The sequence below is a fragment of the Prevotella heparinolytica genome, assembly GCF_002998535.1.
In the GTDB taxonomy this organism is placed as follows: domain Bacteria; phylum Bacteroidota; class Bacteroidia; order Bacteroidales; family Bacteroidaceae; genus Bacteroides; species Bacteroides heparinolyticus.
The window spans coordinates 1,679,400-1,694,802 of the sequence record NZ_CP027234.1 but is presented as its reverse complement, the minus strand read 5'-3'; the positions used below and the strand labels follow the sequence as shown (position 1 = coordinate 1,694,802).

The following is a 15,403-nucleotide window of genomic DNA, read 5'->3' as shown; positions in this document are numbered from 1 at the left end:
ATTCCCGGATGTTGATAAATTTTTGTCTTTTTCGCCCAAATGTTTGTCTGCTTTCTATAAAAAGTGTATCTTTCGGTCAAGAAAACAAAGAATCAACAAGGAGGAGATAGGATATGAAAAAGCGGTGGATGTTAGGCATTTTGACATTGCTGTGGGTGTTGCCAAGTGCGGCACAGCAGGTAATGTATTCTAATTTAAAGGAATTGGTTGAAAACAGTGGCGATACGGTGACCACTTTGAGAATAGAAAAGCGGACAAAGAATCAGATTTATTTGACGGGAGGTGCCGATTATCGTATCATGGCAGACGATAATCCCGGACTTTGCAAATACCTGAAATCGCGCTGTTACGCTGTGCGGATAGATACTTCGTTGTATGTCAATTGCAGGAAGATGCGCTACAAGAGCTATCGTTTCGGCAATTGGTATGCACCTGCCATATGGGTGTGTGGAAAAATCTATTTCACTGCCCAACCTTTGGGGCAAGCGGCTGCCAGTACCATGACTCCCGATGATGCCACGAAACTGGGAGGTGAAGTGGGAGATGCCATTAATGCCAGCAATTTGGTAAATGCGCGTGTATACTATGAGTTGAATCCTGAAACGGGAAAGTCGGACTTTGTGGGAAGAGAGCAGATGATGCGCCTGTTGGACGGATATCCCGAACAACAAGCCTTGCTTGAGAACGAGGTAAGCGATGCGGCAGGGGTCATCGGCAAATACCTGCACTTTCTTCGTGAGCAATCTCCCTCTCCTGACCATCAATACTAATCACTTATCACTAAACACTGAACATGATATTATTGCAAAACGTGCCTCAAGGGTACGAGTATTGCTTTGCGGGTGCTGGCAAGTGCTCCAAGGCGTCTACTTGTCTGCGCGCCATAGCGGCGCGACTGCTTTCCGAGAGTGAAGAACCCCAGCCGCAGACGGTTCATGCGGTCAACCCGCTTTATGTCGGTCGTTTGTCCGACTTTTCTGCCTGCGCCTGCTATCGTTCCAACGAACTGTTGCATTATGCCCGGGGCATGACCCGCCTTTTTGACGAAGTGCCCTTGAAGCGGGCTTCCGAGATACGCCTTCGTGTGATGGGATGTTTCTCGTGCGAGCGTTACTATTATCATAGCCGCAAGGGCGAACGGCTGATTACGCCCGAAGAGCAACAGCGGATAGCCCATGTGTTCAAAGCTGCCGGACTGGATATAACGCCACGGTTCGACGGCTATGAATATGGGCTGGCGTGGTAGTTGCCTGTTGTTGTCGCATTGCCTGCACAGGGCAGGTCTGTCGCCATCGGTTTGCTGTTTTGCTGCAAGCCGATGGCGTTTTTCTTGCCTGCGGGTGGCTGAAGCGCTGCAAAGATGTCGCAGCTCTGCTGCAAAGGCGTTGCAAAGTCGCTGCAAGCTTGTTGCAGAGTTGCTGCAAACATGTTGCAGTATCACTGCAAGCCTTTTGCAGTGCTACTGCAAGTATGGATGCAGTGCCGCTGCAACACTGTTGCAGTAATCGTGCAGTACCTTTGCAAGAAAGCAAACTTACATTCCGGACGTGTGCAAGTAAAAGATGTAGGGGGACATTCCTTTTATCGGAAGGCGGAGAAATCCGGAAGCCGGCTTTCCACAAGAGCGGGCATGGCATGGTAAGGATAAAAACCTGCTGACTAAATGATAAATAATCTGCCCATACTATTGCGAATATTGGGAATTATTTCTATATTGCGGCGGATGCAAGGCTGCATCTTTTGACAAATTGTAACCAACTCTCTGAAATACTATGGAGATAACCTTAAGTAAAACATTGCCTCCATATCCCTCCTTCGTCGAGGGAATCAGGCGGGCACCCGACCGTGGCTATACCCTTAATCAGGCACAGACTGCCACGGCTTTGAAGAATGCATTGCGTTATATCCCCAAGGAATTGCACGAAACGCTTGCCCCGGAGTTCATGGAAGAACTTCGCACCCGTGGCCGCATCTACGGCTACCGCTACCGTCCGCAGGGCGACCTGAAAGCGAAACCCATCGACGAATATAAAGGCAATTGCGTGGAGGGCAAGGCCTTTCAGGTGATGATTGACAACAACCTTTGCTTCGACATTGCGCTTTATCCCTACGAACTGGTCACTTACGGCGAAACGGGTCAGGTGTGCCAAAACTGGATGCAATACCGTCTCATCAAGCAATACCTGGAAGTGCTGACGCGCGAGCAGACGCTGGTCATCGAAAGCGGACACCCGTTGGGACTGTTCAAGTCGAAGCCCGAAGCTCCCCGTGTCATCATCACCAATGCCTTGATGGTGGGGCTTTATGACAATCCGAAGGACTGGCACACGGCCATGCAGATGGGCGTTGCCAACTACGGTCAGATGACTGCCGGCGGCTGGATGTACATCGGGCCGCAGGGCATCGTGCACGGCACGTTCAACACCTTGCTGAATGCTGGGCGTTTGAAATTGGGCATTCCGCAAGACGGCGACCTGCGGGGACGTCTCTTCGTCTCCTCCGGCTTGGGCGGAATGAGCGGCGCACAACCCAAAGCCGCCGAGATGGCCGGAGCGGCTGCAATCATTGCCGAGGTAGATGCATCGCGCATCGAGACCCGCCACACGCAAGGGTGGGTGGGGCACGTCACAGACTCGCTGCCCGAAGCTTTTGCACTGGCACGGCAGGCGATGGAGAACCGCCGCCCTATCTCCGTGGCCTATCATGGAAACGTGGTCGACGTGCTGGAATATGCCGTAAGCGAGAACCTGTCGGTAGACTTGCTTTCCGACCAGACTTCCTGCCATGCCGCATACGAGGGCGGTTATTGTCCGGCCGGACTGACGTTCGGGCAACGCACCCGTCTGCTGCACGAAAATCCGGAGCAGTTCCGCACACTGGTCGACGCTTCTCTGGAGCGCCATTTCAAAGCCATCGAAACGCTGGTGAAGCGGGGCACTTACTTCTTCGACTACGGCAACTCTTTCATGAAAGCTGTCTACGACGCCGGTGTGCGCCAAATTGCGCGCGACGGCGACGACAAAAACGGCTTCATCTTCCCCAGCTACGTGGAAGACATCATGGGGCCCGAACTCTTCGACTACGGCTACGGTCCGTTCCGTTGGGTGTGCCTCAGCGGGAAGCACGAGGATTTGGTGAAGACAGACCGTGCCGCCATGGAGTGCATCGACCCCAATCGCCGTGGGCAGGATTTGGACAATTACAACTGGATTCGCGATGCCGAGAAGAACAATCTCGTTGTAGGCACGCAGGCCCGCATCCTCTATCAGGATGCCGAAGGGCGCATGAAGATAGCCTTGCGCTTCAATGAGATGGTGCGTCGCGGCGAAGTAGGCCCCATTATGTTGGGACGAGACCACCACGATGTCAGCGGAACGGATTCCCCGTTCCGCGAAACCTCCAACATAAAAGACGGCAGTAACGTCATGGCGGATATGGCCGTACAGTGCTTTGCCGGAAACTGTGCCCGTGGCATGAGCCTCGTGGCGCTGCACAACGGTGGAGGCGTGGGCATCGGCAAAGCCGTGAACGGAGGCTTCGGTATGGTGTGCGACGGCTCCGAACGGGTGGACGAGATATTGCGTTCCGCCATGTTGTGGGACGTAATGGGAGGTGTGGCACGCCGCTCGTGGGCACGCAACCCGCATGCCATGGAGACGAGCGACGAGTTCAACCGCACGCATGCCGACGGATACCACATCACCATGCCCTATGTGGCCGACGAAAACCTGATACAAAGCCTCGTCGCCGCCCCTTTCCCGAAAAAAGGATAAGAAAGAGTGCAAAGCGATGAAGTTCCCGAATGCATAGTCGATTAAATCAGAAACAATAAATAAACAAATTAATTACCCCGGCCTTATCCCGACACCCGCTTCTCCCTTCCCTACGGGGGGAGTGGTCGGGAGGTGAGGCTCCTTTTATTAATATAACAGTATGGACAAAGTAATGGAGTGTGTCCCCAATTTCAGCGAAGGACGCGATTTGGAGAAGATAGACAAGATTGTGGCCCCTTTCCGTGCCCGTCAAGGTGTGAAACTGCTGGATTACAGCAACGATGAAGACCATAACCGGCTGGTAGTTACCGTGGTGGGCGAACCCGAACCGTTGCGCGACGCCGTGCTCGAAGCCATCGGCATAGCCGTCCGGCTCATCGACCTGAACAAGCATCAGGGGCAGCACCCCCGCATGGGAGCGGTAGACGTGGTTCCTTTCATCCCGATAAAGAACGTGACGATGGAAGATGCCATCGCACTCTCCAGAGAGGTGGGCGAGGAGGTGGCCAAACGCTACGACCTGCCCGTCTTCCTGTACGAGAAGTCGGCTACGGCCCCGCACCGCGAGAATCTGGCCGCCATCCGCAAAGGAGAGTTTGAAGGCATGGCCGAGAAGATAACACAACCCGAATGGCAGCCCGATTTCGGTCCGGCCCGCCGGCATCCCACCGCAGGAACGGTAGCCATCGGAGCACGCATGCCCCTGATAGCATACAACATCAACCTCAGCACCCCCAGTCTGGAGATAGCCCACGATATCGCCAAGAAGATACGCTTCATCGGCGGCGGTCTGCGCTATTGCAAAGCGATGGGCGTGGAACTGAAAGACCGTGGCATCACCCAAGTCTCCATCAACATGACGGACTATACCCGCACCGCCCTTTATCGTGCTTTCGAGTTGGTACGCATCGAAGCCCGCCGCTACGGCGTCAGCATCGTAGGGAGCGAAATCATCGGTCTGGTGCCTGTCGAGGCGTTGGTTGACACGGCGGCCTATTATCTGGGGCTGGAGAATTTCACGATGAAGCAAGTGCTGTAATGGAGAACCTGATCATCTTCAATGCGCGTGTTGTCACGCCCGTCGGTTTCTCAGCTCGTCGCGGCGGGGAGATGGGCAAACTGCGCATCATCGACAATGCTACGGTGGAGGTAACCGATGGCACGATAACCTACGTCGGCGAGAATCGTGGCGAGAACCGTGACGGCTATTACCATCGTTATTGGCACTACAATGCCCGTGGCAAGTGCCTGTTGCCCGGTTTCGTAGACTCTCATACGCATTTCGTGTTTGGCGGCGAGCGTGCCGAAGAGTTCTCATGGCGTTTGAAGGGCGAGAGCTACATGTCCATCATGCAGCGTGGCGGCGGCATTGTCAGCACGGTGAAAGCCACCCGCGCCTCCAACTTTGTGCGCCTGCGCAGTAAAGCCGAAGGATTCCTGAAACAGATGAGTGCCATGGGAGTCACCACCGTGGAAGGTAAAAGCGGATACGGATTGGATAAAGAGACCGAGTTCCTTCAGCTCCGTGTGATGCGCAGCCTCCATAATGACGAACATAAGCGGGTAGACATCGTTTCCACTTTTCTTGGCGCACATGCCGTTCCGCCCGAATACGGCGGGCGCACCGACGAATACGTGGATTATCTCATCCGCGAAGTGATGCCTTGCGTAGTTCAAAATGACTTGGCTGAGTTTTGCGACGTCTTCTGCGAACAGGGCGTCTTTTCCATCGGGCAGTCGCGCCGGCTGTTGCTCGCCGCCAAAGAGATGGGGCTTGCGTTGAAACTCCATGCCGACGAGATTGTGCCTTTGGGCGGTGCCGGATTGGCTGCCGAACTCTCTGCCGTCTCGGCCGACCATCTGCTGCACGCTTCCGATGCCGACATACAGGCTATGGCCGACAAGGGTGTGGTGGCTACCTTGCTTCCATTGACAGCCTTTGCGCTGAAAGAACCCTATGCCCGTGGGCGGGAGATGATTGATGCCGGTTGTGCCGTGGCGCTTGCCACCGACCTGAATCCCGGCAGTTGCTTCTCCGGGTCCATTCCTCTTACATTCGCTTTGGCTTGCATCTATATGAAGATGAGCATTGAAGAAGCCATCACCGCCCTGACCCTGAATGGTGCGGCCGCCCTGAACCGTGCCGGCAGCATCGGCAGCATCGAAGTTGGTAAAAAGGGCGATATGGTTGTGCTGAATACGGATAATTATCATTTCCTACCTTATTATATAGGGATGAATTGTGTCAATACCACAATCAAGGAAGGGGTATTGTATCCCACACCTTGAACTAAAATACGTAATAACCTTATAACTTAAAAAAGAGTACATACTATGTTAGTAGATTTAACCGTTAAAGATTTCTTGGATAAGGTGGCGGGCAGTGATCCCGTTCCCGGTGGCGGAAGCATTGCCGCATTGAACGGAGCCATAGCTTCTGCTTTGGCTGCTATGGTTGCCAATCTTACCCTTGGAAAGAAAGGCTATGAACTTCATGAAGAACTGATGGGGCATATCGCCAAACTTGCTTTGCAGCAAAAAGAAACTTTTGTGAAAGATATAGACCGCGACTCGGAAGCCTATGACGCCGTGTTTGCCTGTTTCAAGATGCCGAAAGCCACGGACGAAGAGAAAGCCGCACGCAGCGCCGCCATTCAGGAAGCCACCAAATTTGCCGCCCTTGTCCCGATGCAGGTGGCACGCAATGCCTACGAACTGATGACACTCATCATGGACGTGGCTCGCTTGGGCAACCGTAATGCCGTCACCGATGCCTGCGTGGCCATGATGTCCGCCCGCTCCTCTGTGCTGGGTGCGCTGATGAATGTACGCATCAACCTCGGTTCGCTGAAGGATAAGGAGTTTGTTGCCATGCTCAGCAACGAGGCCGACGAGTTGGAACGCCTTGCCTGTGCAAAGGAGAAAGAACTGTTGGATGAAATCAATCAAGAACTGAAGGTATGAACAATGTCTATTATGTAGGTTCGGGTGAGCTGACCTTCGACCTCATCGAACGCATCATCAATGAGAACCTGAAGCTGGAGCTGGCTCCCGAAGCCAAGCAGCGCATACAGCGATGCCGCGATTATCTGGACAAAAAGATTGCGGAGTCCGAAGAGCCTCTGTATGGCATCACCACTGGTTTCGGCTCTTTATGCAGCAAGAACATCTCGCAGGACGAGCTGGGTGCCTTGCAGGAAAACCTGATAAAGAGCCATGCTTGCAGTGTAGGCGAGGAGATACGGCCGGTCATCATCAAGCTGATGATGCTGCTCAAAGCGCATGCCCTTTCTTTGGGACATAGCGGTGTGCAGGTCATCACCGTGCAGCGCATCCTCGATTTCTTCAACAACGACGTGATGCCCATTGTCTACGACCGGGGTTCGTTGGGCGCATCGGGCGACCTCGCCCCGCTTGCCAATCTCTTCCTGCCCCTCATCGGTGTGGGCGACGTTTATTACAAAGGTAAGAAGCGCGAAGCCATCAGCGTGCTCGATGAGTTTGGTTGGGAACCCGTGAAGCTGATGAGCAAGGAAGGGCTGGCATTGCTCAACGGAACTCAATTCATGAGTGCCAACGGCGTCTTTGCCATCCTGAAGGCTTTCCGTCTTTCAAGGAAGGCCGATTTGATTGCTGCCCTTTCGCTCGAAGCCTTCGACGGACGCATCGACCCGTTCATGGATTGCATCCAGCAGATTAGGCCGCACAAAGGACAGATAGAAACCGGCGAGAACTTCCGCAAACTGCTGGATGGGAGCGAACTGATAGCCCGCCCCAAGCAGCACGTGCAAGACCCGTACTCTTTCCGTTGCATTCCTCAAGTACATGGTGCAACGAAAGATGCCATTCGCTATGTATCGTCCGTGCTGCTGACCGAGATAAACTCCGTTACGGATAATCCTACCATCTTTCCCGACGAAGACCGCATCATTTCCGGCGGTAACTTCCACGGACAGCCGTTGGCCATTTCGTATGATTTTCTCGGCATTGCCCTTGCCGAACTGGGAAATATCTCCGAACGCCGGGTGGCCCAACTCATCATGGGATTGCGCGGGCTGCCGGAATTTCTGGTTGCCAATCCCGGCTTGAACTCCGGTTTTATGATACCCCAATATGCGGCGGCTTCTATGGTGAGCCAGAACAAGATGTATTGTTATGCTGCCAGCAGCGACTCCATTGTCTCCAGCAACGGACAGGAAGACCATGTCAGTATGGGAGCCAATGCAGCCACCAAACTCTATCGCATTATGGGCAACTTGGAGCATATTCTTGCCATCGAGTTAATGAACGCTGCTCAAGGCATCGACTTCCGCAGACCGGCAAAGACCTCGCCCGTTTTGGAACGTTTTCTGCATGAGTATCGCAAAGAAGTGCCATTTGTAAAAGAAGACATCGTGATGTATAAGGAAATTCATAAGACGGTGGCTTTCTTGAACAGAACCAAGTTCGAGTATTGATTTCTCATCAATAAGCATGCAATAACCATAATATTTATTAATTCTTAATGAAATAGAAAGAAAACTGAATTAGCGAATTTCGTTTTCTTTCTATCTTTGTCCCGTATTTGTTCCGATATGGAGCGGTAATTAATTTTTAAGGATAAACAAAGCGGAAAATGAGCGGGCAAACGAAAAGGACAGCATCGCGGGCGGAACTGAAAGAACGTATTATCGGTGTAGCCATGAGTTCCTTCATGGAACATGGCATTAAAAGTATTACCATGGACGATATTGCTGCGTCCTTGGGTATCTCCAAACGTACTCTCTATGAAGTGTTTCCTGATAAAGAAACGCTGTTGGAAGAGTGCATCCGCAAAAAGCAAAAAGAGAGTGATGAGTTTGTGAATAGTATTCTCTCCACTACCGACAATGTAATGGAAGTAGTGTTGCGCATGTTTCTGTGGATCATAGAGAAGTATCATGCCACGAACAAGAGTTTCTTTGAAGACATTAAGAAATATCCCAAGGCTTTTCAACTGATGGACGGTCGCCGTCGTCATGACTCGGAAGAGACACTCAAATTTTTCAAAGAGGGTGTCCGTCAGGGTCTTTTCCGCGATGATATCAACTTTTCCATTGCCGGATTGTTAGTGTACAACCAACTCGATTTGCTGATGAATTCGGACATCTGCAACCAATACTCCTTTATAGCTGTTTACGAATCCATTATGTTCACTTTTTTGCGTGGCATCTCTACGGAGAAGGGCGGCAAGATGCTGGAAGATTTTATCCGTGAATATAGAAAGAACTTAATAAATAAATTAAATACTGATTTATGAAGATGCAGAAAATGAGAACGCTGCTGCTGGCTGCCGTACTGATGTGTGCAGGCGGTCATGCAAGGGCGCAAGAGGCTACGGAAGCCCTGACTCTGAATCTCGACAAGGCACTGGAAATAGCGCTGAGCGATAATCCTACCATCAAAGTGGCCGAAGAGGAGATAGCTTTGAAGAAAGTGGCCTATAAGGAGACATGGCAAAACCTTTTGCCCGAAGCGGGGCTTACAGGTACGCTGAACCATACCATTACGGCAGCTGAAATCAACTTTGGCGGGCAATCCTTCAAGATGGGGCGAGACAACTCGAACACGGCGACGGGAGTGTTGAGTGTCAGTCTTCCTCTGTTTGCCCCCAGTGTTTATCGAGCCATGTCGATAACAAAGGCAGACATAGCATTGGCGGTGGAGAAATCGCGTGCTTCCAAACTCGATTTGGTGAATCAGGTAACGAAGGCCTACTATCAGTTGATGCTGGCGCAAGACTCTTACGAGGTGTTGCAGCAGAGTTATAAGGTAGCTGAAGAGAACTATGAGGTGGTTAATGCAAAGTTCCGGCAAGGCAAGGTCAGCGAGTTCGACAAGATCAGTGCCGAGGTGCAGATGCGCAGTGTAAAGCCCAATCTGATTTCGGCCGCTAATGCGGTTACGCTTGCCGGATTACAACTGAAGGTGCTGATGGGCGTTACGGCTGATGTGACACTTCGGATTGCCGACAGTCTGGCCCGGTACGAAACCGATTTGTTTGCTACCCAGTTGGAACCGTTGGATGACAGGTTGGCAACCAATTCTGCCATGAAACAACTGGAACTGAACCGGAAGCTGCTGGAACTGAATACCAAAGCTCTGCATGCCAACTTCCTGCCCAAACTAAGCATGAGCTATTCTTATCAATATCAGGCATTGAACAAGGATCATTGGAACTTGTTCGATTACGGCCGTTGGCCGCATAGTTCTTCAATCATGTTCAATTTGAGCATGCCACTCTATCGGGCCAGTAATTTCACGAAGCTGAAGACCAACCGTATACAGAAAAATCAATTGGAACAGAGTCGCATCGACACCGAACGGAAGCTGAACATGCAGGTGACAAGTTATCGAAACAGTATGGCCGCCAGCTCCGAACAAGTAGCCAGCAACAAGGAGAATGTGCTTCAGGCCAAGAAGGCGGTAGAGATAGCCGGTAAACGCTACGAGGTGGGAAAGGGTACTGTATTGGAACTGAACACGTCGCAAGTGCAGCTCACACAGGCCGAACTGACCTATAATCAATCCATTTATAACTATCTGGTGGCTAAGGCCGACCTTGAACAAGTTTTGGGAAAAGACTACATTATTAACACACAAAAGTAAAAAATCAACGATATGAAGAGAGGTTTTCAATGGATGGCCCTGCTTGCTGTAGCATTGCTGGGCGCTTGCAACAGTGGAAAGGATAAAAATGCCGTGAATCAGTCGGAAGAGAAACTGAAAGTAAAACTGGCAGCAGTGGCCGCTCGCCCCGTAGAGCAGATACAGGAGTATACAGCTACGGTAGAGGCAGAGGTGAAGAACAGCATCGCCCCTTCATCACCCGTGCGCATTGACAGGATATGGGTGGAAGTAGGCGACCGTGTGGTCAAGGGTCAGAAGCTGGTGAGCATGGATGCCGCTAACCTGAAGCAACTTAAGTTTCAGTTGGACAACCAAGAGGTTGAGTTCAACCGCATCGACGAGCTCTATAAGGTAGGTGGCGTTTCCCGCTCGGAATGGGATGCAGCCAAGATGAATCTGGATATTCGCAGGACTTCCTACAACAACATGCTGGAGAACACTTCGCTGGTCAGCCCGATAAACGGAGTGGTGACAGCACGCAACTATGACAACGGCGACATGTATGCCGGTGGTACTCCCGTACTTGTCGTAGAACAGATCACCCCGGTGAAGATGCTCATCAACGCGTCCGAGAACTACTTCACGCAAGTGAAGAAAGGTGAGAAAGTGAATGTGCGACTGGATGTTTATGGCGATGAGACTTTCGAGGGAACAATCAGTCTGGTCTATCCTACCATCGACTCCAACACCCGCACGTTCCCGGTAGAGATTAAACTGGCCAACCGTGACCAGAAGGTACGCCCCGGCATGTTCGCCCGTGTCACCATCAACTTCGGAACAAAAGACAACGTGGTGGTGCCCGACCTGGCCATAGTGAAGCAAGCCGGCACAGGCGACCGCTATGTATATGTATATAAGGATGGAAAAGTTTCTTATAACAAGGTAGAACTTGGACGCCGCATGGGGCAAGAGTACGAGCTCATATCGGGCATACCCGACCATTCGCAGGTGGTGATTGCCGGACAGGCAAAGCTGACCAATGGTGCGGAAGTAGAAGTTGAGAAATAAATCATCATTTTAAAATTCATCATTCAAGAATATGAGCTTATACGAAGGTGCGGTTAAGAAACCGATTATGACCTCGCTCTGCTTTCTGGCAGTAGTGATATTTGGTCTGTTCTCTTTGTCCAGACTACCTATCGATTTGTATCCAGACATCGATACGAACACGATCATGGTGATGACGGCCTATCCCGGTGCCAGTGCATCGGATATAGAGAACAACGTGACTCGTCCATTGGAGAATGTGCTGAATGCTGTCAGCAACTTGAAGCATATCACTTCTCGTTCTTCGGAGAATATGTCTATGATCACGCTGGAGTTCGAGTTTGGAAAAGAAGACATCGACGTGTTGACGAACGATGTGCGTGACAAACTGGACATGGTAAGTTCTGTGCTTCCTGATGCTGCGGAGACCCCCATCATTTTCAAATTCAGCGCGGACATGATTCCCATTGTGTTGCTGTCTGTGCAGGCCAATGAGAGCCGGTCTGCACTTTACAAGATTCTGGACGACCGCGTGGTGAATACTTTGGCACGCATACCCGGAGTGGGTACGGTCTCTATCAGTGGTGCTCCGAAACGCGAAGTCCAAGTATATTGTGACCCTTATAAGCTCGAAGCTTACAATCTAAGCATCGAAACCATCAGTGCCATTATCGGGGCAGAAAACAGAAACGTGCCCGGCGGTAATTTCGATATAGGAAACGAGACCTATTCTCTGCGTGTGGAAGGAGAGTTCTCTGATACCCGGCAGTTGGGGGATGTTGTGGTGGGTGCTTACAATGGAGCAACCGTCTATCTGAAAGATGTGGCTAAAGTAGTGGACACCGTGCAAGAACGTGCGCAAGAAACTTACACCAACGGAGTGAAAGGAGCCATAATAGTTGTGCAGAAACAATCAGGTGCCAATTCGGTAGATATTGCCAGGAAAGTGCAGGAGGTGCTTCCCCGTTTGCAGAAGAATATGCCGAGTGATGTAAAGTTAGGTGTCATTGTCAATACGTCCGAGAACATTCTGAACACAATTGACAGTCTGACGGAAACGGTGATGTACGCCCTGCTGTTCGTGGTCTTGGTGGTGTTCTTTTTCCTGGGACGTTGGCGTGCCACATTGATTATCTGTATCACGATTCCGCTCTCGCTGATAGCATCGTTCATTTATTTGGCAATTTCGGGCAATACCATCAATATTATTTCGTTGTCATCTTTGTCCATAGCCATCGGTATGGTGGTGGATGACGCCATTGTGGTGCTCGAAAACGTCACTACGCACATCGAGCGCGGCTCAGACCCCAAGCAGGCGGCGGTGCATGGCACGAATGAAGTGGCCATCTCGGTAGTGGCCTCTACGCTGACCATGATTGCGGTATTCTTCCCGCTCACCATGATTTCCGGCATGTCCGGCGTATTGTTCAAGCAGTTGGGCTGGATGATGTGTGCCATCATGTTCATCTCTACCGTTTCGGCTCTGTCTCTCACGCCGATGCTTTGTTCGCAGTTGCTCCGTCTGCAACGGAAGCAGTCTAAGGCTTTCCTGGTCTTCTTTGCGCCGATAGAACGCACACTCGACGGATTGGATAATGCCTATGCCCGGCTGCTGAACTGGGCTGTGCGTCATCGTGCTTTGGTGTTGGCGGGCTGTGTGGCGTTCTTTGTTCTTAGTTTGTTGTGTGCCAAAGCAGTGGGTACCGAGTTCTTCCCGGCGCAGGATAATGCCCGCATCGCAGTGAAGCTTGAGTTACCCATAGGTGCACGTAAGGAAGTGGCACAGGAGATTGCACAGCGGTTGGCCGAACAATGGATGACGAAATATAAAGGCGTGATGAAGGTGTGCAACTATACCGTAGGCCAAGCCGATTCCGACAATACATGGGCATCCATGCAAACAAACGGTTCGCATATTATTTCTTTCAACATCAGCTTGGTAGACCCTGCCGACCGTGACATCTCCCTGGCTACGGTCTGCGATGAGATGCGCCAAGACTTGAAAGACTATCCCGAGTTCAACAAGGCGCAGGTCATCTTCGGTGGTAACAACACGGGTATGGCTGCGCAATCATCTGCCGATTTCGAGGTGTATGGCTACAGTATGGCCGAGACCGACAGCGTGGCCGCTAAGCTGAAGCGTGCATTACTTAAAGTGGAAGGTGTATCCGAGGTCAACATCAGCCGGAGTGATTATCAGCCGGAATATCAGGTGGACTTCGACCGCGAGAAACTGCCCTTGCATGGCTTGAACCTGACCACTGCCGCCGGATATCTGCGCAATCGCATCAATGGTTCCATCGCTTCGAGGTATCGCGAAGATGGCGAAGAGTACGACATCAAAGTGCGCTATGCGCCGGAGTTCCGTACCAGTCTTGATGCGATAGAAAACATCTTGGTATATAATGCCAGAGGCGAAGGCGTGCGCATCAAGGAATTGGGTACGGTGGTAGAACGTTTTGCACCGCCCACCATCGAGCGTAAAGACCGCCAACGCATCGTGACGGTGTCTGCCGTTGTTTCAGGGGTACCGTTGAGCAAAGTGGTTGCTGCCGGTAATGCCATCATCGACAAGATGGACATACCTTCGGAAGTCACCGTTCAGGTATCCGGTTCGTTCGAAGACCAGCAAGAGTCTTTCGCAGATTTGGGTACGCTGGGAGTCCTCATCATCCTGCTGGTATTCATCGTGATGGCTGCTCAGTTCGAGTCGCTAACCTATCCTTTCATCCTGATCCTCTCTGTACCGTTCGCCATAGGTGGGGTGCTGATGGCATTATTCCTTACCAACACCACGCTGAGCGTAATGAGCTTACTGGGAAGCATCATGCTGATCGGCATCGTGGTGAAGAACGGTATCGTACTCATCGACTACACCATCCTTTGCCGTGAACGTGGCCGGTCGGTCTTGAGCGCAGTGGTCACAGCCGGCAAGAGCCGTCTTCGTCCGGTATTGATGACTACCATGACCACCGTGCTCGGTATGATCCCGATGGCCATCGGTACAGGGCAGGGTTCGGAGATGTGGAGTCCGATGGCCATTGCCGTGATTGGCGGTCTGACGGTTTCCACCATCCTGACACTGATCTACGTTCCCACGATGTATTGCATCTTCGGTGGCATCGGTATCAAGCGTCAACGCAGGAAGATGCGTAAACAGCTCGAACTGGATGCTTACTTTGCAGCACAGAAAAATAACTGATTCTATAAACATATTATATATAAGGTATGAAATCTGTATTGATAACCTTTGACCAAGCGTATTACGAACGCATCATCGCCACACTGGATCGTCTGAACTGCCGCGGCTTCACCCATTGGGAGCAGGTGCGCGGCCGTGGAAGCAAAACGGGCGACCCACATTACGGCAGCCACGCATGGCCGTCCATGTGTTCTGCCATCCTCACAATGGTGGAGGATGAGCGGGTGGAACCTCTGCTGGAGGTGCTGCACGGCATGGACAAGAAAACGGAGCAGTTGGGCCTTCGGGCATTTGTATGGAATATTGAGAAGTCCATATAACAGACCGGTGTAATAAGAGAGAGCACCCCCTCCTCTCTTTACGGTTTTCTTTCAGGTGCGGATTACATGATACGCACGGGTTCTTGTTCATAAGAGCCGTGCCGATTCGTGAAATCCGTTCCTTGTTTTTATACCATGATGTGGCCGACGTTCGATATAAGAAAAGAAGTAAACGAGATGCCGTCCAAAAGATGATGAGAACAGCCGGAAAATATCCCCTCCTTACGGAAGTATTTTACTTATAAGCGACTTATATGTAATTAACCTTTCGGGATAGGCGGTTGCTTTTTCTAAAGATGAGGGGCTGCATCTCCTGTCAGGCGGATATTTCCTGAATGCACCGGTTCACGGCGGTCAGGCAGAAGAGAAGCGAGTCTTTCAGACCGGGCGCCCTCCCCCTGTTTTGACAGCTGCAAGCCTTTGTCGTGACAGAGGCAAGTGTTTGAGCCGTCAGATGCAAGTGTCTGACAAAT

General features: G+C 51.5%; 13 protein-coding genes. 12 read left to right on the top strand and 1 reads right to left on the bottom strand.

Features of this window, described 5'->3' with window-relative positions; all coding sequences use genetic code 11:
* The first annotated feature begins 113 nt into the window (after nucleotides 1-113).
* Together C3V43_RS07005 and C3V43_RS07000 are read left to right on the top strand one after the other, a co-directional pair.
* Complete coding sequence (locus C3V43_RS07005) at nucleotides 114-770, top strand: DUF6563 family protein (protein WP_106069188.1); 657 nt, start codon at nucleotides 114-116, stop codon at nucleotides 768-770.
* A 23-nt stretch (nucleotides 771-793) separates the two neighbouring features.
* Nucleotides 794-1,246 carry a DUF6078 family protein gene (locus C3V43_RS07000; RefSeq protein WP_106069187.1) on the top strand — a complete coding sequence of 151 codons (453 nt, stop codon included), beginning with the start codon at nucleotides 794-796 and terminating at the stop codon, nucleotides 1,244-1,246.
* On the opposite strand, the gene C3V43_RS14770 is transcribed toward C3V43_RS07000, so the two are convergent.
* On the bottom strand, nucleotides 1,222-1,428 hold the full coding sequence (locus C3V43_RS14770; protein WP_164996194.1) for a hypothetical protein: 207 nt from the start codon (nucleotides 1,426-1,428) through the stop codon (nucleotides 1,222-1,224). The two genes, C3V43_RS07000 and C3V43_RS14770, sit on opposite strands and share 25 nt — an antisense overlap.
* Before the next feature lie 344 nt (nucleotides 1,429-1,772).
* Here C3V43_RS14770 and C3V43_RS06995 point away from each other — a divergent pair, with 344 nt between their 5' ends.
* The 10 genes from C3V43_RS06995 to C3V43_RS06950 all read left to right on the top strand — a co-directional run bounded on the left by C3V43_RS06995 (nucleotide 1,773) and on the right by C3V43_RS06950 (nucleotide 14,930).
* Nucleotides 1,773-3,773 carry a urocanate hydratase gene (locus C3V43_RS06995; protein ID WP_106069186.1) on the top strand — a complete coding sequence of 667 codons (2,001 nt, stop codon included), beginning with the start codon at nucleotides 1,773-1,775 and terminating at the stop codon, nucleotides 3,771-3,773.
* Nucleotides 3,774-3,933: 160 nt separating this feature from the next.
* A complete protein-coding gene (ftcD, locus tag C3V43_RS06990) occupies nucleotides 3,934-4,812 on the top strand; it encodes a glutamate formimidoyltransferase (RefSeq protein WP_106069185.1) in 879 nt (292 codons plus the stop codon).
* Entirely contained in the window at nucleotides 4,812-6,062 is a 1,251-nt protein-coding gene (hutI, locus tag C3V43_RS06985) for an imidazolonepropionase (RefSeq protein ID WP_106069184.1), read from the top strand. The genes ftcD and hutI overlap by 1 nt, the downstream gene beginning before the upstream one ends.
* A 45-nt stretch (nucleotides 6,063-6,107) precedes the next feature.
* Nucleotides 6,108-6,737 (top strand): cyclodeaminase/cyclohydrolase family protein, encoded by a 630-nt coding sequence (locus C3V43_RS06980; protein WP_106069183.1) that lies wholly within the window; start codon nucleotides 6,108-6,110, stop codon nucleotides 6,735-6,737.
* Nucleotides 6,734-8,230 (top strand): histidine ammonia-lyase, encoded by a 1,497-nt coding sequence (gene hutH, locus C3V43_RS06975; RefSeq protein ID WP_106069182.1) that lies wholly within the window; start codon nucleotides 6,734-6,736, stop codon nucleotides 8,228-8,230. Before C3V43_RS06980 ends, hutH begins: the two co-directional genes overlap by 4 nt.
* A 158-nt stretch (nucleotides 8,231-8,388) precedes the next feature.
* Nucleotides 8,389-9,051: a TetR/AcrR family transcriptional regulator gene (locus C3V43_RS06970; protein ID WP_106069181.1), complete on the top strand. Its 663-nt coding sequence runs from the start codon at nucleotides 8,389-8,391 to the stop codon at nucleotides 9,049-9,051.
* Entirely contained in the window at nucleotides 9,048-10,400 is a 1,353-nt protein-coding gene (locus tag C3V43_RS06965) for a TolC family protein (RefSeq protein WP_106069180.1), read from the top strand. Before C3V43_RS06970 ends, C3V43_RS06965 begins: the two co-directional genes overlap by 4 nt.
* A 12-nt stretch (nucleotides 10,401-10,412) precedes the next feature.
* Nucleotides 10,413-11,429 (top strand): efflux RND transporter periplasmic adaptor subunit, encoded by a 1,017-nt coding sequence (locus tag C3V43_RS06960; protein ID WP_106069179.1) that lies wholly within the window; start codon nucleotides 10,413-10,415, stop codon nucleotides 11,427-11,429.
* 31 nt (nucleotides 11,430-11,460) lie between these two features.
* Nucleotides 11,461-14,610, top strand: coding sequence for an efflux RND transporter permease subunit (locus C3V43_RS06955; RefSeq protein WP_106069178.1), 3,150 nt, complete (start codon nucleotides 11,461-11,463; stop codon nucleotides 14,608-14,610).
* A 26-nt stretch (nucleotides 14,611-14,636) separates the two neighbouring features.
* On the top strand, nucleotides 14,637-14,930 hold the full coding sequence (locus C3V43_RS06950) for a PG0541 family transporter-associated protein (RefSeq protein ID WP_106069177.1): 294 nt from the start codon (nucleotides 14,637-14,639) through the stop codon (nucleotides 14,928-14,930).
* Nucleotides 14,931-15,403: the final 473 nt, after the last annotated feature.

Bases quoted from the DNA above. Each gene is read 5' to 3' on its own strand.
- C3V43_RS07005 (WP_106069188.1), top strand. From the start codon at position 114: ATGAAAAAGCGGTGGATGTTAGGCATTTTGACATTGCTGTGGGTGTTG.
- C3V43_RS07000 (WP_106069187.1), top strand. From the start codon at position 794: ATGATATTATTGCAAAACGTGCCTCAAGGGTACGAGTATTGCTTTGCG.
- C3V43_RS14770 (WP_164996194.1), bottom strand. From the start codon at position 1,428: ATGTTTGCAGCAACTCTGCAACAAGCTTGCAGCGACTTTGCAACGCCT.
- C3V43_RS06995 (WP_106069186.1), top strand. From the start codon at position 1,773: ATGGAGATAACCTTAAGTAAAACATTGCCTCCATATCCCTCCTTCGTC.
- ftcD (WP_106069185.1), top strand. From the start codon at position 3,934: ATGGACAAAGTAATGGAGTGTGTCCCCAATTTCAGCGAAGGACGCGAT.
- hutI (WP_106069184.1), top strand. From the start codon at position 4,812: ATGGAGAACCTGATCATCTTCAATGCGCGTGTTGTCACGCCCGTCGGT.
- C3V43_RS06980 (WP_106069183.1), top strand. From the start codon at position 6,108: ATGTTAGTAGATTTAACCGTTAAAGATTTCTTGGATAAGGTGGCGGGC.
- hutH (WP_106069182.1), top strand. From the start codon at position 6,734: ATGAACAATGTCTATTATGTAGGTTCGGGTGAGCTGACCTTCGACCTC.
- C3V43_RS06970 (WP_106069181.1), top strand. From the start codon at position 8,389: ATGAGCGGGCAAACGAAAAGGACAGCATCGCGGGCGGAACTGAAAGAA.
- C3V43_RS06965 (WP_106069180.1), top strand. From the start codon at position 9,048: ATGAAGATGCAGAAAATGAGAACGCTGCTGCTGGCTGCCGTACTGATG.
- C3V43_RS06960 (WP_106069179.1), top strand. From the start codon at position 10,413: ATGAAGAGAGGTTTTCAATGGATGGCCCTGCTTGCTGTAGCATTGCTG.
- C3V43_RS06955 (WP_106069178.1), top strand. From the start codon at position 11,461: ATGAGCTTATACGAAGGTGCGGTTAAGAAACCGATTATGACCTCGCTC.
- C3V43_RS06950 (WP_106069177.1), top strand. From the start codon at position 14,637: ATGAAATCTGTATTGATAACCTTTGACCAAGCGTATTACGAACGCATC.